36 protein-coding genes and 1 tRNA gene are annotated in these 25,487 nt (G+C 65.1%); 1 reads left to right on the top strand and 36 read right to left on the bottom strand.

The window, feature by feature from the left end; translation table 11 throughout:
* Positions 1–72: 72 nt before the first annotated feature.
* The 18 genes from B5X82_RS07510 to B5X82_RS07435 all read right to left on the bottom strand — a co-directional run bounded on the left by B5X82_RS07510 (position 73) and on the right by B5X82_RS07435 (position 13,415).
* Positions 73–2,301 carry a phage tail protein gene (locus tag B5X82_RS07510; protein WP_079647503.1) on the bottom strand — a complete coding sequence of 743 codons (2,229 nt, stop codon included), beginning with the start codon at positions 2,299–2,301 and terminating at the stop codon, positions 73–75.
* Positions 2,301–2,693, bottom strand: a complete 393-nt coding sequence (locus B5X82_RS07505) for a DUF6950 family protein (RefSeq protein WP_176152502.1) — start codon at positions 2,691–2,693, stop codon at positions 2,301–2,303. Before B5X82_RS07505 ends, B5X82_RS07510 begins: the two co-directional genes overlap by 1 nt.
* Complete coding sequence (locus tag B5X82_RS07500; RefSeq protein WP_079647501.1) at positions 2,690–3,235, bottom strand: hypothetical protein; 546 nt, start codon at positions 3,233–3,235, stop codon at positions 2,690–2,692. The genes B5X82_RS07505 and B5X82_RS07500 overlap by 4 nt, the downstream gene beginning before the upstream one ends.
* The gene (locus B5X82_RS07495) at positions 3,232–3,831 is read right to left on the bottom strand and encodes a hypothetical protein (RefSeq protein ID WP_139385049.1); all 600 of its coding nucleotides are present in this window, start codon (positions 3,829–3,831) and stop codon (positions 3,232–3,234) included. Before B5X82_RS07495 ends, B5X82_RS07500 begins: the two co-directional genes overlap by 4 nt.
* A gap of 65 nt (positions 3,832–3,896) precedes the next feature.
* The gene (locus B5X82_RS07490; protein WP_079647499.1) at positions 3,897–5,999 is read right to left on the bottom strand and encodes a phage tail length tape measure family protein; all 2,103 of its coding nucleotides are present in this window, start codon (positions 5,997–5,999) and stop codon (positions 3,897–3,899) included.
* 42 nt (positions 6,000–6,041) lie between these two features.
* Positions 6,042–6,215 carry a hypothetical protein gene (locus B5X82_RS26715; protein WP_176152501.1) on the bottom strand — a complete coding sequence of 58 codons (174 nt, stop codon included), beginning with the start codon at positions 6,213–6,215 and terminating at the stop codon, positions 6,042–6,044.
* A gap of 8 nt (positions 6,216–6,223) precedes the next feature.
* Positions 6,224–6,736 (bottom strand): GTA-gp10 family protein, encoded by a 513-nt coding sequence (locus tag B5X82_RS07485; RefSeq protein ID WP_176152500.1) that lies wholly within the window; start codon positions 6,734–6,736, stop codon positions 6,224–6,226.
* The gene (locus B5X82_RS26710; RefSeq protein ID WP_176152499.1) at positions 6,712–7,158 is read right to left on the bottom strand and encodes a phage tail protein; all 447 of its coding nucleotides are present in this window, start codon (positions 7,156–7,158) and stop codon (positions 6,712–6,714) included. Before B5X82_RS26710 ends, B5X82_RS07485 begins: the two co-directional genes overlap by 25 nt.
* A 39-nt stretch (positions 7,159–7,197) precedes the next feature.
* Positions 7,198–7,470, bottom strand: a complete 273-nt coding sequence (locus B5X82_RS07480) for a hypothetical protein (protein ID WP_139385048.1) — start codon at positions 7,468–7,470, stop codon at positions 7,198–7,200.
* A 32-nt stretch (positions 7,471–7,502) separates the two neighbouring features.
* The gene (locus B5X82_RS07475) at positions 7,503–7,910 is read right to left on the bottom strand and encodes a DUF3168 domain-containing protein (RefSeq protein ID WP_235862646.1); all 408 of its coding nucleotides are present in this window, start codon (positions 7,908–7,910) and stop codon (positions 7,503–7,505) included.
* A gap of 32 nt (positions 7,911–7,942) precedes the next feature.
* Positions 7,943–8,470, bottom strand: coding sequence for a phage virion morphogenesis protein (locus B5X82_RS07470; protein ID WP_079647495.1), 528 nt, complete (start codon positions 8,468–8,470; stop codon positions 7,943–7,945).
* Positions 8,470–8,979: a hypothetical protein gene (locus tag B5X82_RS07465; RefSeq protein ID WP_079647494.1), complete on the bottom strand. Its 510-nt coding sequence runs from the start codon at positions 8,977–8,979 to the stop codon at positions 8,470–8,472. The genes B5X82_RS07470 and B5X82_RS07465 overlap by 1 nt, the downstream gene beginning before the upstream one ends.
* 12 nt (positions 8,980–8,991) lie before the next feature.
* Positions 8,992–9,369 carry a hypothetical protein gene (locus B5X82_RS07460; RefSeq protein ID WP_079647493.1) on the bottom strand — a complete coding sequence of 126 codons (378 nt, stop codon included), beginning with the start codon at positions 9,367–9,369 and terminating at the stop codon, positions 8,992–8,994.
* Positions 9,366–9,770, bottom strand: a complete 405-nt coding sequence (locus B5X82_RS07455; protein WP_079647492.1) for a DUF4054 domain-containing protein — start codon at positions 9,768–9,770, stop codon at positions 9,366–9,368. Before B5X82_RS07455 ends, B5X82_RS07460 begins: the two co-directional genes overlap by 4 nt.
* A gap of 108 nt (positions 9,771–9,878) precedes the next feature.
* Positions 9,879–10,442: a hypothetical protein gene (locus B5X82_RS07450; RefSeq protein WP_079647491.1), complete on the bottom strand. Its 564-nt coding sequence runs from the start codon at positions 10,440–10,442 to the stop codon at positions 9,879–9,881.
* A gap of 71 nt (positions 10,443–10,513) precedes the next feature.
* On the bottom strand, positions 10,514–11,617 hold the full coding sequence (locus B5X82_RS07445) for a DUF2184 domain-containing protein (protein WP_079647490.1): 1,104 nt from the start codon (positions 11,615–11,617) through the stop codon (positions 10,514–10,516).
* Between the two features lie 13 nt (positions 11,618–11,630).
* The gene (locus B5X82_RS07440) at positions 11,631–12,350 is read right to left on the bottom strand and encodes a structural cement protein Gp24 (RefSeq protein ID WP_079647489.1); all 720 of its coding nucleotides are present in this window, start codon (positions 12,348–12,350) and stop codon (positions 11,631–11,633) included.
* Between the two features lie 12 nt (positions 12,351–12,362).
* Positions 12,363–13,415: a DUF2213 domain-containing protein gene (locus tag B5X82_RS07435; protein WP_176152497.1), complete on the bottom strand. Its 1,053-nt coding sequence runs from the start codon at positions 13,413–13,415 to the stop codon at positions 12,363–12,365.
* An 83-nt stretch (positions 13,416–13,498) separates the two neighbouring features.
* Here B5X82_RS07435 and B5X82_RS26705 point away from each other — a divergent pair, with 83 nt between their 5' ends.
* A complete protein-coding gene (locus tag B5X82_RS26705) occupies positions 13,499–13,645 on the top strand; it encodes a hypothetical protein (protein WP_176152496.1) in 147 nt (48 codons plus the stop codon).
* Here B5X82_RS26705 and B5X82_RS07430 read toward each other — a convergent pair.
* The 18 genes from B5X82_RS07430 to B5X82_RS07350 form a co-directional block, all read right to left on the bottom strand.
* Entirely contained in the window at positions 13,632–14,498 is an 867-nt protein-coding gene (locus B5X82_RS07430) for a phage minor head protein (protein WP_217699570.1), read from the bottom strand. The genes B5X82_RS26705 and B5X82_RS07430 overlap by 14 nt on opposite strands.
* A 3-nt stretch (positions 14,499–14,501) precedes the next feature.
* Positions 14,502–16,388 (bottom strand): phage portal protein, encoded by a 1,887-nt coding sequence (locus B5X82_RS07425; protein WP_235862624.1) that lies wholly within the window; start codon positions 16,386–16,388, stop codon positions 14,502–14,504.
* Positions 16,389–16,472: 84 nt separating this feature from the next.
* The gene (locus B5X82_RS07420; RefSeq protein ID WP_079647486.1) at positions 16,473–16,730 is read right to left on the bottom strand and encodes a hypothetical protein; all 258 of its coding nucleotides are present in this window, start codon (positions 16,728–16,730) and stop codon (positions 16,473–16,475) included.
* A 23-nt stretch (positions 16,731–16,753) separates the two neighbouring features.
* A tRNA-Met gene (locus B5X82_RS07415) sits at positions 16,754–16,825 on the bottom strand.
* Positions 16,826–16,976: 151 nt separating this feature from the next.
* Entirely contained in the window at positions 16,977–17,210 is a 234-nt protein-coding gene (locus B5X82_RS26260) for a hypothetical protein (RefSeq protein WP_139385047.1), read from the bottom strand.
* A 121-nt stretch (positions 17,211–17,331) separates the two neighbouring features.
* Positions 17,332–18,846 carry a phage terminase large subunit gene (gene terL / locus B5X82_RS07410; protein WP_217699569.1) on the bottom strand — a complete coding sequence of 505 codons (1,515 nt, stop codon included), beginning with the start codon at positions 18,844–18,846 and terminating at the stop codon, positions 17,332–17,334.
* The gene (locus tag B5X82_RS26935) at positions 18,821–19,333 is read right to left on the bottom strand and encodes a hypothetical protein (protein ID WP_217699568.1); all 513 of its coding nucleotides are present in this window, start codon (positions 19,331–19,333) and stop codon (positions 18,821–18,823) included. Before B5X82_RS26935 ends, terL begins: the two co-directional genes overlap by 26 nt.
* A 42-nt stretch (positions 19,334–19,375) precedes the next feature.
* Positions 19,376–20,029, bottom strand: coding sequence for a hypothetical protein (locus B5X82_RS26930; protein WP_079647484.1), 654 nt, complete (start codon positions 20,027–20,029; stop codon positions 19,376–19,378).
* A gap of 7 nt (positions 20,030–20,036) precedes the next feature.
* On the bottom strand, positions 20,037–20,675 hold the full coding sequence (locus B5X82_RS07395; protein ID WP_176152495.1) for a hypothetical protein: 639 nt from the start codon (positions 20,673–20,675) through the stop codon (positions 20,037–20,039).
* On the bottom strand, positions 20,665–21,687 hold the full coding sequence (locus B5X82_RS07390; RefSeq protein WP_079647482.1) for a DUF1376 domain-containing protein: 1,023 nt from the start codon (positions 21,685–21,687) through the stop codon (positions 20,665–20,667). The genes B5X82_RS07395 and B5X82_RS07390 overlap by 11 nt, the downstream gene beginning before the upstream one ends.
* Positions 21,684–22,241: a hypothetical protein gene (locus tag B5X82_RS07385; protein ID WP_079647481.1), complete on the bottom strand. Its 558-nt coding sequence runs from the start codon at positions 22,239–22,241 to the stop codon at positions 21,684–21,686. Before B5X82_RS07385 ends, B5X82_RS07390 begins: the two co-directional genes overlap by 4 nt.
* A 4-nt stretch (positions 22,242–22,245) precedes the next feature.
* Positions 22,246–23,106 carry a hypothetical protein gene (locus tag B5X82_RS07380; RefSeq protein WP_079647480.1) on the bottom strand — a complete coding sequence of 287 codons (861 nt, stop codon included), beginning with the start codon at positions 23,104–23,106 and terminating at the stop codon, positions 22,246–22,248.
* The gene (locus tag B5X82_RS07375) at positions 23,103–23,726 is read right to left on the bottom strand and encodes a hypothetical protein (protein WP_079647479.1); all 624 of its coding nucleotides are present in this window, start codon (positions 23,724–23,726) and stop codon (positions 23,103–23,105) included. Before B5X82_RS07375 ends, B5X82_RS07380 begins: the two co-directional genes overlap by 4 nt.
* Entirely contained in the window at positions 23,726–24,274 is a 549-nt protein-coding gene (locus tag B5X82_RS07370) for a hypothetical protein (RefSeq protein ID WP_139385045.1), read from the bottom strand. The genes B5X82_RS07375 and B5X82_RS07370 overlap by 1 nt, the downstream gene beginning before the upstream one ends.
* A gap of 97 nt (positions 24,275–24,371) precedes the next feature.
* A complete protein-coding gene (locus B5X82_RS07365) occupies positions 24,372–24,596 on the bottom strand; it encodes a hypothetical protein (RefSeq protein WP_079647478.1) in 225 nt (74 codons plus the stop codon).
* The gene (locus tag B5X82_RS07360) at positions 24,593–25,063 is read right to left on the bottom strand and encodes a hypothetical protein (protein ID WP_079647477.1); all 471 of its coding nucleotides are present in this window, start codon (positions 25,061–25,063) and stop codon (positions 24,593–24,595) included. Before B5X82_RS07360 ends, B5X82_RS07365 begins: the two co-directional genes overlap by 4 nt.
* Before the next feature lie 3 nt (positions 25,064–25,066).
* Positions 25,067–25,249 (bottom strand): hypothetical protein, encoded by a 183-nt coding sequence (locus B5X82_RS07355; protein WP_079647476.1) that lies wholly within the window; start codon positions 25,247–25,249, stop codon positions 25,067–25,069.
* On the bottom strand, positions 25,250–25,435 hold the full coding sequence (locus B5X82_RS07350; RefSeq protein ID WP_079647475.1) for a hypothetical protein: 186 nt from the start codon (positions 25,433–25,435) through the stop codon (positions 25,250–25,252).
* Between the last annotated feature and the right edge of the window lie 52 nt (positions 25,436–25,487).

Genomic DNA, 25,487 nt, shown 5'->3' with positions numbered 1-25,487 from the left:
GTTCCTCCAGTCCATTGGAGAAATTATGGGCCGGGGCTATGTCCATGTACCGCCGTCACAGCGCCCTCGTTGCTATGTCACCGTCACCATTTCCGGGCCGGTAGGTGTAGCTCCGGCGCCCGACGAATTGAACGCGCGGGTCCAATAATAATACGTTCCGGCGGCGACTGTATCGGTGAAGGGCTGGGTTGCGCCTGGCGCGCCGGTGATCGCGCCGGAAACATCGCTCGCGGAACCGAACGACGCGGTCGTGCCGCGATACAGCCGACTATGGTCGAAGTTGCTGCTCGCAGAATTGCGCCACGAACCGGTCGCCTCGCCCATGCCGCCCGTAGCGGTGAAATCCGTATTAGGGCTGGGGGCAATGTCGGCTGTCGAAGTGCTTACCGTCTCGGTGTCAGACCATGGCGAGTTACGCCCATCGCCGACCTGATACTGGACCTGCACCTCGATCGTGTTGTCGGCCGCCACGAACTCGGTCAGGATCTCGACGCCACCGATCGACGGGTCGATGTCCGTGTATTCGCGCTCATCCCAGGTCGCCTCGCCGCTGGGCCGCGTGCGAACGAACCAGATGAGATCGACGCGCAACGGGCCATCGACCACGAGCTGGATGCGCGTGCCGGTTGTATTCGATCCGCTGTCCTGGGACGTGACGCGCGCGGCCGATGTGATCGTCGGCTTCACGAGAGCGGAAGGTGAAACACTCTCCTCCACCGGCGCGGGATCACCTTCCTCGGTTTCCGGGTCCCAATCATCGACCGCAGGATCGGCCAGCACCCAATCGAAGGTGACACCGAACAGCAGGTTGCGCGTCAGGCGGACGACCTCGACGGGCCCCGAATAGAATACCGTGCCGGCCTCTTCGAGGTGGACATCGACGAAGCGCTCGCCACGGACGGCGAGGCCCGCGTTGTTGGTAGTGATCGTGCCGCGCTTGGGCGCGCGAGCTCGCATCATCGTGCGTTTAGCGAGGCGCCGGGCCTGTCCATGGCTCGGCACCTGGTTGGCTAGACCGCTCGACTTGATCGCGCCTGCCGCCTCGATCGCGGCGGTGTCCTGCCATGGCGTGGTATCGACCGTGCTGTACTGATGCTCGGATGAGACATAGGAGACCGCATATTCGTTGAACTCGGTCTCGTCGTCGATGCCATCGGTGACGGTGAACGACAGTATCTCATCCGGTCCGAGCGATACCATCGGTTCGTAATAGCGCCCGGAATACACGATCAGAGCCCCGTCGGCGCGAGCAGCCAGCCAGCCATCGAAGCAGGCGGTCAGCGCCGCAATGACCTCCTTGTGCGGCGATGTCAGTTCATGGGCGACGCATGACCGATAGCGCGGTTCGGTGCCCCCGGCCTTCAACGCCACACCAGAATCGGCATCATCGGCAGCAGCGGTCCAATAGGTCACCGTGGGGGCGAAATAGCGGTCCCAGGCGACCTGCAGGTTGGGGCCGCTTGGAAAGACCTCGCCCGGCTCGCGCTTCGCCTTCTCCCGCACCAGCTTGTAATGCGCCGTCTGAAGAACCGCATTCTCGGTCCACGTCCAAGTCGAGGGATCATCGACCGATTGGGCCTCGTCGCGCCAGTCGAAGCATTTCTGCCAGCGCGCGGCGATCCCAACGGCGGGCGGAAGCCCCGTCGGATAGACGTCCTGGAAGTCCTTGGCCTTCACGGCTTCGAAGGTCGCGCCAACGATCACGACGCCATCGCCCCGGTGGCTGTCGTCCCACGCCGGGATGAGGCTTCCGATCGCCGACAGCCACGTCCCCGGCGTCTCGCCGAGCGTGGCGTATATCTTGACCTTGCCGTCCTTGTAGCGGCCGTCCGTGCCTTCCTGGACGGTGTTCCCGACCAGCGTGACGAGATCGTCGCCGAGATAATATTGCTCGATCGCGTCGATCGGTCCGTCGTGAATAGCGTAGACGTCGACCGCCGTTCCCGCGCCGACCGTCGAGAAGCCGGCATCGTATCCTTCTGAGGTCTCGAAGAGGATATAGGTGCCGAACAGCTTGGAGCGGCCGTAGGCGGCGACGCGGGGCGGAATAGGTATGCGCTTGGCCGTATCCGCCGTTTCCGGCTTTGGAGCCTTCGGTCCCAGGCCGATAAGCCCGGCAGTTGATTGCAGCGCCACGGTTGTGGCTGTCACGCCGAGTGCAGTGATGACGCCTGCAGCAGCCGTAGCACCTGCGGTCGCAACGCCAGGAAGCGCCGCGAAGGCAGCCGCCGTGCCAAACGAGACAACCGCCAGCGCAGCGGCGCCAGCGATGACGGCGATCGTTCCCAGCGTCTTGCCCATCAGGGCCTCCACAGGCGCACGACGGCGCCGGGGTCGAGCGAGACGAAGCCGAGACCGCGCGTCGCCGGCACGAAGGCCCAGCGGCGGCCGGTGAAGATCGCACCGGCCTGGTGACCGAGCAGGTCGACCACACCGATGTCGCCGCATTCCGGCTCGCTGACCTCGCGGATGCCGGCGTCGTCCATGCCAACCTCGAACAGCAGGGCCAGATCGCCCGCGTCGCCGATCATGCGCTCGGCTTCCTCGTCGGTCAGATACGTGCCCCGCCAGCGTTGCATGGGATCCGGCCGGCCACAGGCGATGGCCCAGTTCGCAGGGAAGGTGCAGCAGTCGTGGATTCCCGCCTGCCGCCGCGCGCCGAGCAGTTCCTCGAGATATGGGCCCAGCATCATTTCGGGCCAAACCGTCGGGACTTGCCCGCCACCATGCCCGCGACGTGCGAGAAGATGTTGTCGGTCGCCGAGCGACGCTTCTGGTTGGCATCGGTGAAAAAGGCGATAGGGGCGCGCGAGCGTCCGGTGTCATCCGAGCCGACCGAAAGCGTGATCGAACGGACGCGCCCGGTCTGGCTGCCCTGGCTGGACACTGTGAGCGTGTCGCAGCGGAACTCAGCCTCCCAGGCGACCTCGACCACCTGCCACGCCTCGTTGAACGTCACGATACCGACATGGAGGGATGCGCCGCGGACGGACGTGGCCTCCTCGACGGCCATCGCGATCGTCTCGGCCGACACGCCGCTCAGCGTGAACTCGATGCGCTCGGCGGTGCCGTTGATGAGTTGCTGGAAATCGGGAACGCTGATCAGCTCACCAGCGCCGAGATAGATCGCTTCCAACGGCTCTACGTCGTCGGCCGGGATGAGGATGTCGCCCACCCCCTGCCAGAAGCGCGCTGGCTCCTCGCTATCGATGCGGACGATGATCGACTGCCTCATGCCGGCTTCCGCATGTCTTCGACGAAGCTGATCGAAGGCGCCCCGTAGCGGCCGACGTTGAGGGCATTCGAGGTGGGCTGAGCGCGACGCATGACGCACCGCGGATCATCGAACTCGATTTCCGTTCCGGCAGTGACTGCCTCGCGCAACGGTGGTCGAAACTCGATCGTGGCGCCATCGATCGCGATGATATTGTATGCCCGCCAACCCCAGTTTGGATGGAGGATGCTGAACCATTCACCGCCAACGAGCGGTAGCTCCGAACTGCCGGCGATCGTGATTGTTGTGGCGCGGAGGGCTGCGGCGACCGATGCCTCATAATCCGCGCCGCCGCTCGAATATTCCTCGTCGTCGCTGAATGGTGCATCGTCGCTGTGCGGGACGGAAGCAGGATCGCCGACGGGCTGGTGATAGCGATCGCCGAAGTGGACCACTACGCGTGCGGCACCGCCGTCGAGTGAAGCGGCGAAAGCGCGCCAGGCGAGCACCTCCTCGCGCTCGGCGACGTCGCCATTCATGAAGTCGGCCACGACAACGCCGCCGCCGTCGGTCGCGATCGGCTCCTCGATGCCGGAAAGCGACGGACCCGAGGACACGACCTGGCCCTCGACCCGGATATCCTGGTCGTCGAAATGGAAGATGCAGGGAAAGAAGCTGCGCATCAGCTACCGAGCAAGTTCTGTTGCTGTAGGCGCTGCGGGGTGGCGTTGTAGACCGCCTTGCCGCTGACCGCGTCGAGTTGCACGGCGCGCTGCTCGGCCTGTGCAAGGATCATGGCCGCGAACTCGCGATTCATCACGGCGCCGCGGGCGTCGACGGCGATCGTCTGAAGTACGGTCGTTCCGCCGACGGAGGGGGCGGCCTGCGACTGTCCGAGCGGGATCACCTGTCCGCCCGACGGCCCCATGCGGAGCAGCTCGACGCCGCCGGCGGTTTCGTTGACGCGGGTGAGGCTGCGCGGTGCGACATATCCACCCGACGCGCGGCCGAATAGCGAGCCTGCGACCGAGCCGATCAAGCCGCCGCCAGATCCGCCAAAGAGGAAATTGCCGAGTGGTTTGATCAAGGCCTGCTTGATGGCCATGTCGATGAGATCGCCGACGATATCGCCGAAAATGCCGTGCAGATGCAGGGCGCTTTTCACCGTATCGTCGAGCTCCGAATTGAAGCGCTGGAGGTACCCGACGGCCTTCTCGTCAAAGGTGTCCGCTATCTGGTCGGTCCCCAGCGACCGGAGATAGTTTTGGCTGGCAGAGGAATTATTGCGCTCGATATTGCGACGCCCGAGATCCTGAAGCTCGGGGAGCGCTTCGAGCACGGCCCTGGCACGACGTTCCTCTTCTGCCGAGGCTTTCCCCGCCGCCGCCAAATCGACGATCGACTGGGCGCGCAAGCGCTGCTCCTCAATCTGCAAATCGAACAGCTTGAGTTCCAGTTCGCGGCGCTGGGCGATGGTGGTCGCCAGCCCTTGCTGCGCCCTGGCGACATCCTGTTGATTCTTGTTCGCGTCGAGCGCGGTCGTCAGCTGCTCTTGGGCGAGCCGGATCTCATCCTTGCGGTTGATGAGGTCGAGCTTGTTTGCCGTGATCGCCTCGACAAGCGCCGAGCGCGCCTGGAACTCGGCTTCGCCGATCTCCTTGCGCCGCATCTGCTCTTTCAGTTCGGCCACCTGACCATCGCGACCTAGTTTGACGAGATCACGCTGATATTGGTCCTGCTCCTGCACATCGGCGGTGAGATCGGCTTTCGACGCAATGAGTTGCTCGGTGATGGATCGAAGCCGCTGGGCCGCTTCGAAACGGGCGCGCGCCTCCTTCTCGGCGGCCCGGGCGTCGGCCTTGCTCGTATCCTCGTAGGGTTTGAGATCGCTGGCGATGCCTTTGCCATCGAGCGCATCGAGCACTTGCTGGGCGGCCTTTTGATCGTTCGCCAGCCTGCCGAGATTCACGAACTGCTCTAGAACGCCGGCCATCGCCGTTTCGCTCAGACGGCCGGCCTTGGTGAGCTTGTCGAGCTCCTTGCGGGCCGCCTCGATGCCGATTTTCCCGTCGGCGAAACGCGAAGCAATGTCCTGAATGTCCTGATTGCCCTGCGGCAGGCCGATACCCGTATATAGCGAGCTGAAGCTTTGCAGCAGGGACGGCTTGCCCTGCTGCCGGACGGCATTTCGCGCATCGCTCTCCTGCGCCGCCGCGGCCGTCTTACTGGCGAGCGCCTGCAGACGGATCGCTTCCAGGAGTACCTCGTTCTGCGTTTTCAGCTTGCCGGTGGTGAGGTCGATCGCCTTGCCGAGCAGGGATTGGGCCTCGCCGAAGCTGTCGGCGCTCTGCGCGAGCTTCTTGACCCGCTTTTCCGTCTCCTCGGCCTCATGGCCCGCTTCGAGCAGCTTCGGAATGAGGGTGGTGGCGAGAATGGACCCGGCAGCGAGGATAGCCGCCCCCCACGGGCCGGCGAAGAACGCCGCCACCTTCGCCGCCTTGCCGCCTGTATCCGCCAACGCATCGGCCACCTGGGGCGCCTGCTGGGCGAAGATCAGGAAAGGACTCTGCCCACCTGCAAGCTGGGTCCCGATGTCCGAAATCTGGCGGCCTATGTTGCGCTGGGCGTTCGCCATACGCGCCGTCGACCGCTCGACGTCGTTTGCAGCCTTCATCGAACGCGCCGCTGCGCGCTCGAAATTGTCGGCCGACTTGTTGACGTTGGCGTCGTGCGAACCTGTGTTCGCGATCAGATCGACGACGACGCTATCGGCTGTGACGGACATGGGGGCGACCCTATGGCCGCCGCGCTGCCCCGATTACCGCCGTCAATGACGTGTCTGAGCAGCCATCGCCTTGCGCATCCGGTCGTGGCCGCCGGGTGACGCGACAGGATCCGACTTGCCGTCGCCGTGCCGACGGTTCCATTCTGCCTTCAGGGACATGAACGTCGCGAAGCTGTGCTTCTCCCAATCGACGCCGATGATTGCAGCGTCGGCCATGATCTCGTCTAGCCTGAGAGCTTGGAAGCCTTTTGCGAGATTCGCTTTGCCGGCGCCTTGGCCGGCGGGGCTTTTTTTGGCGGGTCGAACCCTTCCACGGCGGCGCGGAGTATCGCGGCGGCCAGCGTCCAGCGCTCGACAAGGGGGCGGGTGTCGACATAACTCTCGACGAGCTTGAGCGCGCGTGCCGGGCTAACCTGAATGTCCGCACCATCGACCAAGCCATAATTGCCGCCAATCAGCCCGAGACGAACGACCTCGCGACATTCAAAGGCTGACGCACGGCCTGCCATCGGATTCGCTACCACTTCACCATCGACGACGAGCAGGCCGGCGATGACGTCGGCATAAATCTCGATGATGCCCTTTCGCCGGCGAACGCCGCTCTGGTCCGGCGCGCCGCATTTGTCTTCGAGCTCGATCTGCTGGGGAAGGAGCAGCGCGAACTTATAAACACCGTCGGCGAAGTCGATCGTGATGTCGGTAGGGAGCGAGGTCACGCGGCCGTGGTCCAGGTCCACGACCCATCGTTGTTGAGGGTGATCTCGCCCGTGCTGTCGCCATTCGGATCGGCCGTCATGTTGTCGGACATGAGCATGAAAGCACCGGCATAGGTGCCGAGCAGGACGCCGGCGTCGCTGCCGTCGGACTGGCGAAGCTCGATCTGGTAGTTGCGTTTGATGCCAAGCACCGATTCGAACGTGGAGATATTGTCAACGTTCGCGGCGCCCGAGGCGGTGACTGTCAGCGAGATGCCGGTGGCGCGGTTCTTCCGCGCGCCGGGAATACCCGGCTTCGCACAATCGCGACGGTACCGGTCATTGGAATTGACCGCTTTGTTGATCGAGACATTCTCGATGCCGCAGATGGCCGTGAAAACCTCGGGGCTCTCGCCATCGCCGAGCTTCACGATCATGAAATCGGCTTCGGTGGGCTCGGACATTCTCTTCCTCCGGTAAAATCGGGAGGAAGCTATGGCCCGTCAGGCGTCGCCGCTACCGCCGTCAATTCCTTGGATGACGCGGAAGCGGCTGCGCGCCTCCTGGGCGACATCACCCACAACATCCAGCTCGGACCTCATCAGTAGCGTTTCTGCCAGAAGCGCCATGTCGGCGAAATGCTGCTGATCCTCATCACGCTTGGCGAGATCGGCCGACCGTTTAAAATCTGCACGCATTCGCTGGACCAAATCAGCCGGAATGATACCCGCCTTCATCATCTCGACGAAGAGGCGCCCATAGAGCTCAAGCTGCAATCGGGGCAAATCCATAGTCCGGCTATGCCATATCAGGCGAGATGGCGCATCTGGAAGTTCTGGACGGTATGGAAACCGCCCGCTTCCTGAGCGTCCTGCAGGAGCTGCGAGCCGGTCCAGCGGATTCTCACCGTGCCGCCGCCTTCGAGCGGTAGGCGCTTCCCGTCGAGGGCCCGAGCGATCGCATCACCGATACGGCCGGCGTGGTCCTCTGCGGTCTCGATCAGCTTCTTGCCCCGGCGGACGCCAGCAGTGAAGCCGTGGACCGCCACGATGCTCTCCGCGCCGTCCATGCATGCGCCTCGGATCGCCGAGACCCCGCTCGGCACACCCATTTTCACCAGCGGCCAAGATTGATTGGCCGGTACTGTTTGGGGGAAGATCGAAGTTGCGGGGACGAGCGCGATAAGCGGGGCGCTCCCCTTCAATTCGACAAGCATCGCCCGACGAATATCTCGATCGCGTGCCATTGTCATTTTGTGCCACTCAGCAGCTTATTGACCGCCTTGCGGACCAGTTCAATTCCTGGCTTGCGGTTCTTGGCGACCGCAGGCCGCATATAGGGACGCTCCGGCAGCGTGATCGTGTGTGGCTTCGTCCTGGGGAGATAGGTCGACAAGATACTGCTGTCGGGCACGAATACGGCCAAGCCGCCATCACCGATGAAATATGCTGTGCCGCCAGGATGGTTGATCGTCCCGCCGAACTCCTGGATGGCCGCGTACGGTGCATTCGATGTCACCTGAACATGCAGCGGGCCGGCGATAATCGTCTCGATATTGTTGGCAAGGGTCCCCGAATCATTGTTCGGAGGAGTACCTGGCGCCGACGGCTTGTGGCTGTTGCCGCTTACCGCACCGGTCGTGATGCTGGTCTGGGCGTCGGTTTGAACATTCTGCCCGACCGTGAAAAGCGCCTGTGTCAGCACGTTTGCGGCCTCGGGGCTGGTAAGCCGCCGTAGCCGCGCCGCATGTTCCTTCGCGCCGCGGATCCGCGCCATCAGGCCGCGACCGTGCGCCCGATGACGAGGATATCATAGGTCACGCCCGTCGTCCCGCCGCTGTTGGCGATCTTGAGATCGTCCGTCGTGCCGGCGCCGACGGCCCAGCCCGAGCGGGACACCGCGAGATAATATTCGCCGGGCTTGATCGTGTAGGTGCCGGTCGCGCCAAGCGGGCCGGGGAAGGCGGCCGTGGCAGCCCCGACGACGACGTTGTTCGTGTTGCTCTCGTGCGCCTTGATGAAGATCGCCACGACCTCGGCCGCCGTTATCGTCGCACCGAACGCATTGGCGAGCTCGCCGGCCAGGTCGAGATCCTCCGAAGACGAGGCGCCGACCGTGCGCGTATCCGCGAAGAGGATATCGGCCTTGTTCACCGCATCGGTGCCGGGCACGAGCTGCAGCAATTCCGAGATCGGATCGATCTTGAGCTTCGGATTGCCCAGGTCGCCGGTGCCGACGAGCGTCGCGGCAATGGAAAGGGCGATTTCAGCATTCACGCCAGCCATGATGGTTCTCCTTCACGCCGGGCGGGCCCGGCATTCCCAATAGACGGCCATGGGGTCTGTCCCCACGGACTGGATCGAAAACAGACCGGCGTCGGGACCCGCGAGCACTTCCACCATCGCGTCGGTGTCGAGATCGCCGTCGATCGTCGCGCGCAGGATCAGCAGGCGGACGTCCTTGTCGGAATAGCCCTGCTCCGATCGCATCGCTTCCGTGCAGGCGTCGATCTGGGCCGAGCAGTCGCGATCGACCGGCTCGCCCGGGTCGACGATCGAGCCACCGTCATCCTGTTCAGCCTCGCCCTGGTCGATCACCTTGGCATCAAAGAACGGACCTCCGAACGTTGCGGACAGCCCGAGCGCGATCCCGGCGAAGGCTTCGGCGATGCTCATGACAACGGCCGGCAGGGGCGGGCAGGGCAACCGACCAGGCGGGCACCGCCCTTCGACCGGCGTTGCAGCAACGCGAACTCCTGCCCGTAGCGCGTCGCGCCATATCCGCCGGCCGCTGACCGCGCCGCCGCGGCATCCGAAAAGGCGACGTCCATCGCACCGGAGCGGAAGCGGGTGAGGCCTGCGGGGAGGTCGCCAGCGATGCCGCCTCCGAGACCGTTCATCGCCATCTGGTGAGCGGCATAGGCCATCATGGCGGCGGCCCGGTCGCCTTCGATCCAGCAATCGGTCACGAAGCGCAGCGAATCGTCGAGCCAATATTGGATCACGGTGTCACCGACCGCGGCGAATGCCGGGTAGCGCATCGTGAGGTCGGCGGGCGTCGGCGCGGTGTAGGCCATGCCGCCTTTTCGCAAGGGACGGCAGACGGGATTACCGCCGTCAACGAAAAGGGCCGCGCTCCCCCCATTCAGGAACGCGGCCCCGATCAGCCCGATACGGGCGGGCGATCAACCCTTGGCGAGCGCCGCCTTCGCGGCTTCGCGGGTGAGGTCGGGTGCGAGCGCCTTGATCTGGTCGCGGGTAACTTTGCCCCCGGCGAGAGTGGCGACGGCATCGACCGCCGGGAGGCCGGCCGCGGTCCAATCCTCGTCCTTGGTCGGGTCGAGGAGTTCAAGCGCCGTTTTCACGCTCTCATCGCTCGCCGGCTCGGTCTGCGCGGTACCGCCGGGGTGGCCGTCGCCGTCATGGTCGAACGCGGCGAGCTTGGCCTTAAGATCCTCGTTCTCCACCAGCAGCGCGTCGACGCGAGCCTCAGCGGATTCGGCGCGTGCGAGCGCCGCCGCGAGCGCCTCGGTCGAGACGCCTTCCTCATCGGCTGCCGGCGTAACCGCCGCCTCGTTGTGGGCCTGCGCGTCCTTGCCGAATAGGAACGACGCCTTGTCCGCTGCCGCGATCTCGTCCTTGGCGATCTCAACATCGTCGCTGGTCTGGCCGGGCTCGAGCATCAGCATGGCGCCGGTGAGAAGGGCGATGCCGCGCGGGCCGGCGGCGATGTTTTTCACAATGGTCATGTCAGGTCTCCGAAAAAAGAGGCGACCCGCAACCGCGAGCCGCCCCGTGCTTGTTCAGTTCCGCGACGGCATCAGAAGCTGTCGCGATAGACGATCGCCTTGGGCAGCCGGATCTCCACGCCGCCGACGTTCATGATGCCGCCGACCTCGTAGACCATGCTCCCCTTCTGGAAGGGCGGCAGAAACTGGTGCGGTCCAGGCAGGTGGAAGCGGATCACCTCGCGGCTGTTGTCGTAGGCGATCAGCCGCTTGCTGTTGCCGGTGCCGGCCGTTTCCAGCGCGCGGGTGGCGCGGATGGTGAGCGGCTGTCCGGTGAGCGCGGTATAGGCGTTCTTCTGCCGGATGAAGTCGAGCAGCGTGTCGGCCGTGTCGCCCAGGCGGCGGCTCGCCAATTCCTGATAGGTGCTCGTCGGCAGCAGCAGCGTATTGGCGACATGTGTCTCACCGGTGGCGGTGTGAACCGCGATCAGCGCTTCGTTGATGTCGCGGAGCACCTGCGTATCGGTCTTCGACGCGAAGGTGCGGGCCGGGCCGGTGCCGTCGTTCGGCACCTGGGCCGAGGGGACCGACGCATTGTTGACGAGACCGGTCCAGCCCTTCTCCGACGTCGCGGCGCCGGGCGTGCGGCCCGTCATTGCGATCGACCAGAGGAACGCCTGCGCGGCCTGGTCGGCGGCCATAGCCTTGTCGCTCGACAGCGAGCGGCCGAGCCGGGCTGCGCGCTCCATCTCCTGGACGGACCATTCGTACCCGATGCCCGCCAGGTGGAAGGCATGAGTATGTTGGTTCATCAGGGTCGAGGCGTAAGGCATGTCGAACGCCTTGCCCGCCAGGAACTCGGCTTTGCCGACCTGATCCATCGAATAAAAGACCGTGCCGACGTCCCAATGATCGCCATCGGTGATGACGGTCATGAGCTGACCGAAATCGAAGCTCGGATACTTCCGCATGTAGACCTCGGTCTCGATGCGGTAGAGCTGCGGTACCAGGAAGGCCCGGCCGACCTGTGCGTCGACGAGGAACTCCGCGGTCTTGTCGGCGAAGCTGGCGGCGAGCCGCGCATCGTGCGCCTTCCAAGCGGTGAGGGCGCGTTGGCGGGTCGACTCGTCGGCACCGTGCCAGGCGTTGGCATCGGTGATGATGCCGCCGGTCGCGTCTGCGAAATTGATGAACATGTGCCCGTGCTCCTTAGCGCGCGACGATCTTGGCGAGATCGCCAGAGGTGCCGCTGTTGTCGAAATCCCAGCCATCGAGACCGATGCCGCCCGAAGGCTCGAAATCGCCGTCGGCCGCGACGTGGACGCCGTTGCCCTGGGCGAAGTTCGCGCCCGACTTCACCCAGATCGGCGCGCCGCCGGTCAGGATCGGGACGTTCTCGTACTGCGGATATTCGTCCGCATCGGCCCCGGGCAGCACCGCAAGCGCCTCATGGGCAATCGTGATGCCGAGGAACTCGTTGCCGGTGACGTCGACGTAGAAGGTGTCGCCGATGGTCATCGTGCCCGCGTTGCTGATCGTGAAGGTCAGCCCGCCGCCCGAGAACTGCGTCGCGACGTTGCCATGACCGACGAGATTGCCATCCGGGTCATTGACCGCGAAGGCCGCCGTTGCGGAAGTCGCGAGGAGGATCGCAGTATAGCGCCCGATCTTCGCGCCGGCCGCGACCGTGGGCACGTCGGTGATCGTGCCGGTACCGACATTGCCTGCGGCCTCCGAGCCCGCCGCGACGAGCGTCTGGGTGGCGGTGCAGCCATGGTCGCCGACTCCGCGGTACACGGCCTTGCCGAACCCGATACCGGCCGCATCCTCGCAGGTGCGGGTGATGCGATTGCCGACTTCGCCATTGGCGATCATGCCGGGATAGGCCGGCGCCAGGTTATCGGTGTAGGTGGTCTGAACTTCTGCCATGACCCTGATCCCTTAGGAGGCGTAGCGCGAGAAGCGCGCCTGGTTGCGGACATCGGCGGCGTCGCCGAGCGAGGAGGGGGCGCCGATCGGCTGCACCTGCGGCTTGGCGTCGCCGAGCGGGGCATAGGCGGCGAAGGCACCGGCGATCGCGTCGTCGGACATGGCTTTGGCAGCGTCGCCGAGCTTGGCCTCGACCGCGGCGCGACGGATCTCCGCCTCGGTCTTGCCGTCGACCACCAGCTTGTCGCCAGCGATCTTCTTGGCGGCATCGACGACCTTGGCCCGGGCCTCGTCGCGCGCCTTGACCTTCGCCGGGTCGGTCGCATCGGCGAGCTGGCTCTTGAGCGCAGCGATCTCGCCGTCCTTCGCCTCGATCGAGGTCTTGAAGGTTGCGTTTTCGGCGGTGAGGGTACCGACCTTGCCCTCGGCGTCCGAGAGTCTGCTCTGCAGCGCACCGACGGCGACCGCGACGGCCGCGCCGTCCGACAGGTCGACCTCGGAGTCGCCAATCTTAATCTTGGACATCTTCATTTCTCCGTTGGGACTCGTGCGCTCGTCGACGATGCGCAGCTCGGCACCACCGCGAGCGTGGCGGCAGAGGGCGAGGTGGTTGATCCGGATGTTGCGCATGACCCCGTCGTAGGATTGGTCCCCGAAGGTGCCGGGCGTCATGTCGAGGTCGGCCTTGTAGCCGAGGCTGAATTCCTGATGCGTGGTGGTCGCGGCCTGCACGCCGTCGGCATCCATCACCATGATCGGGAGGCGAAGGAACTCGCCGTCGCGCAGCACTTCGCCGCCGGTATCACCCACCGCGAGGCGCTTCCAGTTGGCCGCGCTGACATCCTCGGCGGGGTGGTCGACCGTGATCGGGCGATGTGCGGCGCTCTGGACAGCGTCGCGGGCGAAAACCTCGGCCTCGGGACGGAAGATGCGATAGGGGGTGCCGTCCGGCTTGGGAGCCTGGCCTATCTCATGCGGTAGATAGTCCTGGACATTGTTCGCCCTGGCCGCGCGGGCGACGGCGAGCAGGTGCCCCTCCCGCGTGATGCGAGCCGGTCCGTCCAAAATGGCGCGATCTGTGAACAGCATGCGGCATTGGATGCCGCGCGGGGCGTGCTATCGTTACCGCCGTCAATAGGGAGGGCATCATGAACGATAGCTACGCACAACGGCTGAGCAACGATCTGAGTGCTATAAGGCGAGAGCAACGCCAGCAGATCGATCAATTAAAACGAATTGCGGATGCGCTAGAAAAGCTAGTCGAATTAAAGGCTCAGAGCGCTAGTCGAACGTGAGCACCGCCTGCTTCCGGCACCCGCAATAGGGCGGAACCCCCGGCATATCGTCGCGCGCGATATCGTCGGGCCCCTCGACCTGCTCGCCTGTTTCCAGCTCATAGAGCTTCCCGTCGCGCGCCCGGTGCCATTTCCGGGCGTGGAGCTTGCCCGAGTGCCGATATTTGAACTGGCTGATCCCGGCGTCATGCATGCGCTCGCTATCGAGGCCAGAGGCGAGCTTGGCGAGTTGGTCCGAAGCGATGAGCTGCGATCGACGCCTCGACATGCCGACTGCATCACGGATTTGCGCTGCGACCTCGCGCGCCGGCTTGCGTGCTTGCAGCCCGGCGAACACTGCCGATGATATGCGCTGACGGGTCTGGTCGCTCACATCCTTGATGAGCGCGGTGTTCCACGCGAGCGTCTCACCGACGGTGGTGGGGGTGCCCGATGCGTAGAGGATCGTCTCGATATCGACGCCTGTCGCGCTGAGCACGGCGCCGCGCCACTGGTCGCGATGCCAGCGATCTGTGCGGAACGTCCAGTCGCGCAGTTCGGGGATGATGTCGAGGATGAGCCGGGTCAGTTCATCGCCGAGGATGCGGAACAGGTCGCCGAGATCCGAAGCGCTGTCAGATAGAATCTGAATATTTTTGCCCGGATTTGCAGATGCGTCCCGCACCGGCACGCTTCGCTCATATTCCGCCATGATCCGCGGTATCGCCGCCTCCCATGCCGCGCAAACGCGGGCGTAGCTTGACCGATACAGGTCGCTCGCCAGCATCTGCGGTGGCCGGATATCGCGGATCACGATCTGCTTGCGGCGCGGGTTGCGCTTGTGGCGGACCAGGGCGGCGAGGCTGTAGGCCACCGCTTACGCCTCTGTGACCTTGCTCTTCCAGTCCAGATCGAGCGGCTCAAACAGCTCGGGCCCGAACAGCAGGCGTCCGGTGAACGGTTTGATCGCGTCGAGGTCGATCCCCGCCGGCGCCTCGTAGGTCAGCGTGACATGGGGCTGATAGTCGCCGTAATCGTGGCTCCCGCCGGCGCGCACCATGGATTCATGCCGCCATGAGAGCTCAGACGAGGCGAACAGGAGCACAACGGCGTTCTCACCCAGGCGCTCGATCGCGCGCGGGCCGCCGGGCTTGACGGCGATCTCGCCCTTCTCGTTCTCGTTCCAGCTTTCGCCCATCTTGATCGGATCGACCGCGGTGCGCGAATAGAGGACGGTGACGTGCATGTCCTCGGCCGGCAGCGTCGAGGTGAAGCCGACCGATTTTGCCCAGGCGATCAGTTCGTCGGCATTGAGAAGCTTGCGCTGGACGTAGAGCGGGCGGGGCTTCGCGTCGGCGAAGAAGTGGGCTGCATCACCCGCCACCACGGTCGTTCGCGGCTGCCCCGCAATCGCGCTGGGGTCGCCGCCCAGGTCAGCGGCCGTCGGCTCGGCCATGCCTCCATACCGCTCCGCCTCGGGCACCTCCTCGAGCGCTTGGTCTAGGCCGGGGATATATTCCCGCTCGGTGAGCAGGTTCTGGACGCCCTTGTTGAAAGCCTCCTCCGGGATCGCGCCTGTGTTCATGAGCGCGGTGACGGCATCCATTGTCGTCTTGAACGTGTCCGCCTCTTCCTTTTCGGTGGGCGTCCAAAGCGGCGCGAACTTCCAGGTCACCTCATCGGGTTGCGCCACGCCCGCCGACCGGAGAAGGATCGGGTCGATCTGGTTGAGGCACGGCTTCGTTTCGAGGTTCTGCCCCGATGCGACGGCCCGGTTCCAGTTGTCGGTGTCGTGCTGGCCGGTCGAGTTCATGCCGGCGGGCGAGCGACCCATCAGACGGGTGAACGGGATATCAGCGACGGCCGCGACGCGCTGATCGAACGCGTCCATCACGGCAGGGATGCCGGTCCAGGTGACCTGGTAATCGGTGACCGTCTCGCCAGCATCGCCGTTGGCACCGGCCGAGCGGAAGACGGTGGCGTTGAGGATGCCCTCACCCTCGGCGATGAGTCCGACGCGCTTGGCGATCCGGTCTTCGTCCATGCTGTCGAGGTCGGGAATCCCGATGCGCAACAGCTTCGCCTTGCGGACGAGGGCGGCGAACCAGCCTTGCGTTTCGTCGGCCCGCTGGACCTCGGTATAGACCCGGAGCAGGCGGCTATCGCCCCAGAAGGCGTCCTCGTCCGATACGGTGCCGCCGGCGGGGATCGGCTCGCCCCGGAAGCACACGACGCGGCTCGGGTGGATCGGGGTCTGCTTGCCGTTACTCGACACCTCCCACATCGTGGGGGCGCCGTAATCGGGGCTGGCGAGATCGCGGATCCAGTTGCGCCCACTGATCTGCCACCGGCTCACGACATTGACGGCGACGAGGCCACCCTGGGCGATCTGTTCGGGCTTGAGCGGCTGCGCATGATCGCCGGCAGTGATGAGGATCAGCGCGCCGCCGCCGATGCCGCGCAGCACCTCGGCCTGCTTGACCTTCGCCTGGAGCCCAAGCCGGGCCTCCTCGGCTTCGATCAGCGCGATATCGTCCTTCGACGCCTGCCAGTCGCGCCATTCGCGCACCCGATCGTCGGCCGGGATCGCGATGACCTTCCGGAGCATGCCCGACGACATGTACGCAACGAGGGCGAGCTGGTGCGTGAAGACGTTGGGAAGCGCAGTCGCGGCGCGGTTGAGGGGATTAAGCCCGGCGACGGAGCCGATGGCGGTGCGAAGGCTGTCGGTGATCCAGGCCATTTCGCGGGTATGACGGTGCACGCCGGGCGCGATTACCGCCGTCACGGCATGCGAAAAGGGCCGCCCCGAAGGACGGCCCCGATCAATTACGGGCAAATCCCGTATTTAGATGTTTCGGTCCGCCGATCGTCGCCGGACATGGGCTTCGTGACGGAGGCCTTGCTGCAGCGAGGCGTCGAGCGGAGCGCCGGCCGGGAGGGCGTCGGCATGACCTTCGCCGACTAGTGCGAACGGCTGAGGAGGCCACGCAATGCTCGAAAGCACGAATTCGAGGAAGCGATCCACCGCGCCGACGATGGCGTGGGCGGTGCTGACGGCAAAGGTCGCCAGACTGGCGATGGCAAGGATCACATAGCGGATCATGGGAATCTCCCTGGTTCAATCGGTGGCGGGGGCGGGATTCGAACCCGCGACCTTCGCGTTATGAGCGCGACGAGCTACCACTGCTCTACCCCACGTCGATGGGAGGAACCTGCCGGGCCCGGCATGCATCCGTTACCGCCGTCACAAGAAGACGGCCGAGGTTTCCCCCGGCCGCCCGTTCAACAGGAGAGGATGCCTGAAAGGCGAGATAAACATCCCCATTGCGCCCAGGATGTATTACCGCCGTCAGTTCAGAGACGTATTCGTCTCGATTTTCGCACTTTGAAGATGATAGCCTTGCGTTGCGATATTGTTAAGGCACTCATCGGTATTGACGACGATCCTCGAAGATTCGCCGCGCTGCATCCCAATTGTCGAATGGTGCGTCCACACTCCATAATCTTTCGGGAGATTGGCCCCAGTCTCATCTGGCGTGAAGCCGTATATCCCACCCTTGCCGGCAAAAATATAAATCTGCATATCGCTCCTCGCATCGACACCCGATTGTTTCGATCTGTTAATAAATCAGATATCTGGGGCTGGTTTGCTACCTCGTGTTTCGAGATGAACGAGGTTCATCGCTGCGTGTGACAATTTTGCCTCAGATCAGCGCGTCGATATTATAGCTCCCACCGAGCGCCAACTCGTTGAGCGCATCGGCGAACGCGTCGACCTGGTCGTCATGCGCAGCGTTGGGGAACGCGCAGACCTCGTCGAGAAACGCCTCGTTCCAATCCCCGCGCAGCAGCTTGACGTTACCGGCCTCGGCCTGGGCTGATGCCGGCTTGGCACGCGTGGCCTTGTCGCCGGTGGCGGGCTTCGAGACGACCGAAAAGCCCGCGAGGAGCCGCGTCTTGGTCTGCACGTCGGCCTTGCCGGCGGCTCCCGGGTCCTGGGTCAGACGGACAGTGCAGCGCCCCCCGTCCTGGGTCGCGGTGTTCTTGAGCACCCGCTCGACGCCGGCGGGCGTCCACTGGCCGCGCACGACGTGGTCGATATAGAACACCCCGTCGATACGGCACATGCGCAGCCCGACAGTCCAGTCCGGCGACGTGCCGGGCTTGGGGATCGACGCCGCGAAATCCCAGGCGCGGACCAACCGGTGCTTCCCCGCCGGCAGCGCATCGACGATCTCGAAATCCTCGCGCTGGAACATGCCGCCCGACCGCGGCGTCGGCCGCTGCTGGAACTGCCCCGCCACCGCGTAGGAGCCCATCGGGATCTTGTCGCGCTCCACGACCTCGCGCGGGAAGCGCTCTGGGAATAGCAGTTCGCCGGCATAGGTACGCGGATCCTCGAAACCGATCGACGTGATGCATTTTCGCTCGGGCTCGAACTCCATCGGGAGCATCAGGTGCTCATATCCGAGCTTGAGCGCCAGGATGACGCCCGAGACGTCGCGCTCGTGGAGCCGCTGCATGATGACGACGATCGCCGAGCGGATCGGGTCGTTGAGCCGGGTCGGCACCGATTCGCGGAACGTCTTGATCGTGGCATTGCGCTCAGCGTCGCTGTCGGCACCGTCGACGCTATGCGGGTCGTCGATGATCACGCGATCGCCGCGGCCGCCGGTGAGGCGCGAGAACGGCTTGCCCTGGCGGAAGCCGGTCGCAGCGTTGGTGAAGGCCATTTCGCCCGATCGGACCAACGGGGTAGGCCAGAGCGACTGGAACCATTCGGAGGTGATCAGGTCGCGCATCCGCCCGTTGTCGCGCTTGGCATAGTCCTCGGAATAGCTTGATCCGATGATGCGCGTCGCGGGGCGGCCGCACGGTCCCCACTCCCATGCCGGCCAGAAGACGCCGGCGAGGAGCGATTTCATCGTGCCGGGTGGGACGTTGATCAGCAGTCGATTGATCTGGCCGCGCGTGATCGCTTCGAGGTGCTCGCAGATGACGTCGATGTGCCAGCCATGGACATAGGGGTTGACCGGCTCGAGCACCGACCACGCCTCCCGGACGAAGCCGGAGAGGGTGCGGCAGCGCTGGCGGATGCTCTCGGCGTTGTCGGCGCGACGGCGGCGTTCGGCTTCGAGCTCGCGGATTTCGCGGCGCCGCGCTTCTTCATCGAGGAGCGCCAGATATTCACGATCAGTGAGCGGTTGGGCGCTTGCCACGGGCAGCCTCATGCGCGGCGATGCGAGCGGATATCTCCTCGTCGGAGAGGTTCGCATATTCGATCGGCCCGCCGTTTGGGCCGGAATGTTCATGCGACTGCGTCGGCCGTCCGAATCCGCGATCGAGCAGGGCATTGGCGGCTGCAACACGTGCCGATTCACTCTCGCCCTTGCGCGCGATCTGGGCCAGCGTACGGATCGCAGTTGGCGCATGCTTCCGCGCCAGCTCGGCCAATGTGGCTCCCTGCTCGACGGTCGCGACGGACCGAGAGCCCTTAGGCCGGCCAGCGCCCGGACGAGCTCCACCCCGCTTCGAGATCATGCCGATTTCCGTTTGATAATTTTCAATCTCGTGACGGAATCGCTCACCGCGACCTCCGCGCATCCCAACCGATGGCCGCGACACGCCCATCCGGTGCCGTCCAGAAATATGCAAATCGCTCTTCGTCGAGCCGAACATCGGCACGGTCGCCGCCGTGCTGGTCAACGAAACGGTTAATGCTATCCAGCGCCGCTTTCTGCTCAGGTTTCACCGCCCCTTCCTCCGCTCCGACTTGCTCTCCACCGTGACGATCACCCCATCGCGCACGACCGCCTTGTGCCCGGTTTTCATGATCACCTTGCCGCCGCCCATATCGTCGGCGAGCGACATGGCGGGCGACAGGATCTCCGCGTCGAGCTTCTCGATGTCGACGCCCTTCACCCGCTCGAGATAGCGGACCCGGGCGTGATCGCTGACGCGCATCGGCCGGGTCGGGCGGGGCGGGGTGAACCCGTGCATGTCTTCCTCCAACACAAGGTTCATCTGGGCGCGGGGCGGGATGTTGCCCCAATCGAAAACGCGGGTCGGGCGCAGCCGGCGGCCGGCGACATAGTCCGACCGGCGCGAGCCCCGGAGCTCCTGCCGGCGGATGCGTTCGCCATGCTCGGCGAGCCAGTTAGTGCGGGCCGCCTTCAGGTGGATCCGGCCCATCGCCTCGTCCTCCGCGATCTGCTCGATGATCCAGCGCCGGATGCACCGCCAGTTGGTGCGGAAATGCTCGTCCAGACCCTCCCAACCCATGCGGACATAGACCTCGCGGAAGTCCGCCGGCCGGGGCCGATAGGGGCGCAGCAGGCCGGTATCCGGCGTGCGCTTGCGCCGGACGGTCGTTTTTCGGGTCGTGGTCGACTGCGCCGCCATGGTGATCCTATTCCGCCGCGGCCTGGTGCTGAGCATCGACGGGGAGCCGCATCGCTTCCGGCAGGTGCTCCTCCGGCACCCCCATCGCGAGGTAGTCCTCCCGGGTCGGATTGCGCGCTGGCCCACGATTGGCGCGAGCCTCTCGCTCCGCCTTGGCATCGAGGATCGAAGCAAACCCGTTGTCGCGGAGGATTTCCGCCACCTGTTCCGGCGTCGGCCGCTTGACCTCGACCGGATCGGTTCGGGTGTACGTCACCACCGCGCGCAGCCGGGCGAGAGCGCGCTTGCGCTTCGCGACCATAGGCTCGGCGATCTTCCTGATCGCGCCGACGCTCGGCATGTAGCCGCGCTCGCTGGCCTTGATCGCTTCGTCGATCGCGTCGGCCGCGATGTCGCCGGGCAGGTCGGACAGTAGCCGGATCGTCTCATGCAACCATGCCGCCGATACCCTCGGGTCGCGGCTGTGGCCCATGGCCGTCCACATGATTGTCAGCCGGTCCTCGAGCCACTTGCCGTCGACCGGAAGCAGCGCGTTCTCCAGCCTGGCAATGCAAATGGGCACATGCGCAAGCTGGCCATCGCGGCGAAGTTCGCGGATGCCTTGCGCGACATCCCACGCCTCACCGGGCGCCGAGTTATCGGTCAATGCCGAGATTACGGCGCGCGGCAAGGATGGCCTCTGCGGGACTGGCGCAGAGGCCTCCTCCTCCTCCTCCTGCCCCTGCTCGACCAGCGCGGTTCCGGGCTTGTGGCTCATGTCCATGGTCGTGCGCCTCCTTGCGCGCTCGGGCTTGGCGGATACTCGGATCGAAAAACTTGAGGCTGTGGATCGTCGTGGTCGCCGAGGCGACGGCATCGCGGATTGCGGGGATGATCTCGGTGTCGGGATCGAAACCGTCGCTCAGCCATTCGCGGGCCTGGTCGACGTGCCGGTTGATGGCGCTCGGCTCCAGGTGGCGAACTCCGCCGATGCGGCAGAGCTCGGCGGCGAGGGAAATCGGGTCGTGGGTGGGACATGCGTCGGCGGGCGCTTGCGCGCGCGCGTCAACATCATCGTCATCTATAATAGAATCTCCCTCTCCCTCTCCCTCTCCCTTGGAGCCTGTTTCCCGAGGGACATCGGCATCTGTCCCTGAGGACAATGGGGTGGTGTCCTCGGGGACAACTACTCGTGTCTCGAAGGACAGATAGGGGACTGAGGCGGGGAAATTCGCCGTCGCGTAGCTCTCGAAATCGGGACACGGATGGTCTGTCCCATTGCGTTGATTGGCTTTTTTGATCCGCGCGCACTCGGTCCGGTGCCGCTGCTCGACCTTTCGTTGCCACCGTTCGATGACCTGTTCTGCGACGACAGGGTGATAAAGTCGCCCGTCAGCGCATTTCACGAAACTTCTCAGCGCGCCGGCGCGATGTTTCTTCCAAGTGCGCGAATCACGCCCTAGACCGACCAGTCGCATGAGCACGGTGTCGTTGTCGGGAAGGCTTCCGGCGGGGATCTGATGCCAGGAGGCGGCCCAGAGCAGCACTGCGTACCAGCAGGCCTCGGGGTGCTCCTCGGCTGCCAGATCGCTATCGCGCAGGCGCGCGACATGGAGCGGCATGAACGGGAAGTCCTGCAGGTCCGCGTCGGGCGGGGTCAGCGGTGCGGGAGCGGTCATAGACGGCCTTCTCGAATGGTCCGGCCGCCGAAGAGGAGCTGATCGCGCCATGGCGGGGTGAGGTTGAGTTGGTCGCAGGCGTAAGAAAGGCCGCCGATGGCCTCGGCCTCGTCGTGGGTCGCGGGCTTGAAGCCGAGCTGCCGACACCGCTGCATCGACATCAGCTTGAGGTCGGCCGTCTTCGTCGCCCGCGGCATCGCCCCGATGAAGAAGCGCCGCCAGACGGCCATGTTGACCGGCCTGATCACGCGGCAGCGCACGGCCTCGCCCCAGCTCGCGGCATGGGCGGCGAGGCCGCCGAGGACGCGCACGCTGTCGATATTGGTGTGGCCGTTCAGCACCCGGGCATCGAGCGGCTCTTCCCAGAAAATGGCCTCGATCCGCCCGAGCGCATGCAGGCCGGACAGGTTCTGGTGCAGCTTGCAATAGACCAGGCCGTCCGAGGTGAACTCGGAACCGAGCACCCACGCGCCGGAAACCGGGCGAGGGTCGCCAGGTCCCCAGCACGCGTAGCCCGCCGAGCGCTTGGACAGATCGAGGAAGATCACCCGCATGGCGCTATTCGGCCGCCTCGGACACCATGGGACCGGGCAGCGGGCCGGCGGAGTCGACGATCTGCAACCCGTCGGCATCCTCGCCGAAGCTGTCGATCATCTCCTGGGCGCGGGCCTTGGTGAAGCGGCCGCAATCCGCGAACGCCGCCCAATCCTTGCCGGTGTCGTCGATATACAGGTTGGCCTCGGGATCGAAGACGACCCAGGCCTCGGCATCGTCGGCGCTGGCGGTCGGCGTATCGCCCCCGCCGGCGAGATCGGAATCGTCGCGCGGCACGGTTGCGAGCTGCGGCTGTCGGCGCTCGCCGATCGGGATCACCTCGCCGCCGGCATCGCCGTTGCCCTGCGCGGCATCGACGAGATCGCTCGGCATGAAGATCTTCAGTTCCTTGAGCAGGCCCCGGAAGCAGCGCAGGTAATCGTCGCGCTTGCTCTCCTCCATGGCGTCGAGCCGGAAGGCGAGGCGTGCCGCCTGGGGTTGGATATGGGCCTGTTTCTTGATCGCCTTGTAGGCGGTCGACATCTCCTGCGCGGCCTCGCCGACCGTGCCCTGGGCCGGTCGGATATCCTCGCGGTAGATTTTCACCGCCATCTCGAAATCCGGCTTCGGGACCTCGCCGTTGACCGTTCCGGTCTGCTTCTTCCGTCGCGCCATTACTGGCTCCTCTGTGGTGGTGCTGGCGGGCCCGGCCAGCGCGGGTATGGGGTCGAATGCTTCCGGTGGCGGCGGCTCGCGCGCGTCGTCCTTGTCGATGAGCTGCGCCTCGCCGAGTGAGATGCCGGCGAAGGCGGCGGCTTGTTTCGTGTCGAGGCCATCGGCGCGGTACCGGCGGTAGGCGCGGAGCTGCTGGGAGCCGCCGGTCATGCGGCCCTCGGCTCAAGCCATCGAACGCGCGTCTCGCGATCGTGCGGCCGCGTCCAGACGATCCAGCAAAAATCGGTCGTGCCGCCTTTGAAGGCCCGTTCGCCCATTTCGGCGACGAGGTGACCGGGCGGCATGCTGGGCCGCTGCGACAGGATCAGGATGTCACTGGGCGGGAACTCTGCGAACAGCTTCGCCCGCCCGCGACTCGCGAGGAATGGCAATTGCTGCAGGATCGCTACCCTGTAGTCGACCAAGGGCAGCAGCTTTCGGACGATGGCTTCGGCCTGCTTAAATGGTGGATTGAGAATCGCATTGATGCGCATCCCCGCCTTGACGGCAAAAGGAGCTCCCGATTGCAGGACATCCCATTTCTGAGCGAAGCGCTGGTATCCGCGGTCAACGACGTCGGTCGCGATGACGCGGTTCTGGCCGATGCGTTCGGCGAAGACGGCCGGAATAGTTCCTCCGCCGCAGCACGGATCCCAGACATAGGAACCCTCGACAAGCGGCAGCGCATCGGCCAGCGCTTCCACACACCAACGCGGCTCGACGTACCAGTCCTGGGCCGCGCGGGCGTAATCGCCGACCTTATGATTGCGGGACGCGTTGCCGGTGCTCATCAGTACGCCTGCGCTTTCCGGCGGCGCTCTTTGGCCTCCATCTCTCGCGTGATGCGCTCGACGATGCGGCGACCTTCTGCCTCGGGTGATGCGCGGCGCTCGATATCGATTATGCCGTTGATGACCTCGATGCGCTCGGCTTTTGTCAAACCCTTGGTGCGGCTCAATTTGCGATATTCATCCCGTAGATGTTCGGGGATATGCGAAAGCTTCGTGGCGCTGATCCGGGGGCCGGCCTTTCGCCGCGATTCCGTCGTGTGACCGCTGAGCAGGTTCGGCGCTCCATAACGCCGCCCGACTTCGCGCTTGCGGGCCAACCATTCCGGGTCTTTCGCGGCACGTTTGATCGCGTGCCTGACTTTCTCGGTATGCTCGGCCTTGAACGCTGCATCCTGATAGCGCTCGCGCATGGCAGCGCTGCATTTCGCCCGATGGTCTGGCGAGGCATTCACGGCGATCGCATTGCACCGACGGCAGTGGCTGGTGGGCTTGGCGGCCGTGCAGGCGTCGCGATTAAGGCAGTGCGGGCGAGGGGTGTCCGGCGTCATAGCGGACACCTCTGATATACACGAATCTGGCTCCCGCCAGCCCAACCGATGAGAATTTCCTCGGCCATGCGGCGCTGTCGAAGCGGGGTGCGAACGATCATGCCGGAAGCCCCAGCTCGGGGCGGAGCGCGCGGGCCGCCGCCGCGGCGCGAGACCGGCGGGTCGACCAGGCGGCTTGATGCGCCTCGGCCACGCGCTGGCGGATGTCGCGCACGGCGCCGTCGGTGATGCGGTACGAGCCGTCGCGCTCGCGGCGTGACAGCGGCTCGTGCTGGACGAGCGGGCCGCCGGGGCGGTGGTGATCGATATGATGCGAAGTCATTCGCTCCTCCCGTCGATGCGCGCCAATCGCTGGCGCCATCCGTCGAAGACCGCGCCGGCGGCCTCGATCCAGTCGCGATCCTCGACGAGCTCGTCGTCTTCGAGCAGGCCGTCTTCGAGGTTCTCGGCCATCGCGACCTGGGCCCGCATGACGATCGTCATGGCCTTGCGGTCGCAGTGGTGCTCGGCGTCCAGCGGCACCAGCTTGAGCCCGAGCATCGCAAAGACGGAATTGGCGAAGCGGCCGTTCCAGCGCAGGCAGGCGCGAAGGAACGTCGTCATCGACATCTCGGACGAGCCGTGGCGATAGGCTTCCGCCATGTCGCCGCTCTTGCCGAGCTCCTGACCGAGATCAGCGTAGGTCAGGCCGTCGGCGTCCTTGATGGCCTTGAGGGACAGGCCGGCCGTCTCGATCAGCTTCGATGCGGAAACGGTGCGGTAGCGGGGGTGGATGTCCGGTGCGGCCATCGCTTAGGCCGCCTTTCCATGAAGCGAACGCCCACGATCACCGGTCCGGAAATGCACGAGCATGTTGTAATTCTCGTCGAGGGTAAGCCTCGGCGAGATGAAGCGGAGCGGTTCGACGCGGATACCGTGGCTGTCCGATTGCGCGAGGCAGCAGCCGCGCAGCATATTGTAGAGGTGCTTCGCCATCTACCGAGCGCTCCCGCTATGGCAGGCGCCCGCCAGGAAGAGGGCGGCGAAATTGACGAAGATGAGCGCTCCGACGAACGCCCAGGTCGGGACGATCAGACCTGCAAGGCCGAGCAGCCAGCGCGCGGCTATGACCGACAGGGACATGGCCGCGGCGAAGAGGAGGTAGGACTGGCGCGGGGTCATTGGCCCAGCCCTCCGCCGCCGAGGATCGACTCCCCGGCGGCTTCGGCTACAG

This window comes from Rhizorhabdus histidinilytica (assembly GCF_900167915.1).
In the GTDB taxonomy this organism is placed as follows: domain Bacteria; phylum Pseudomonadota; class Alphaproteobacteria; order Sphingomonadales; family Sphingomonadaceae; genus Rhizorhabdus; species Rhizorhabdus histidinilytica.
Note: the sequence above shows the minus strand (reverse complement) of the source record. Positions and strands in the feature narration are given on the sequence as shown.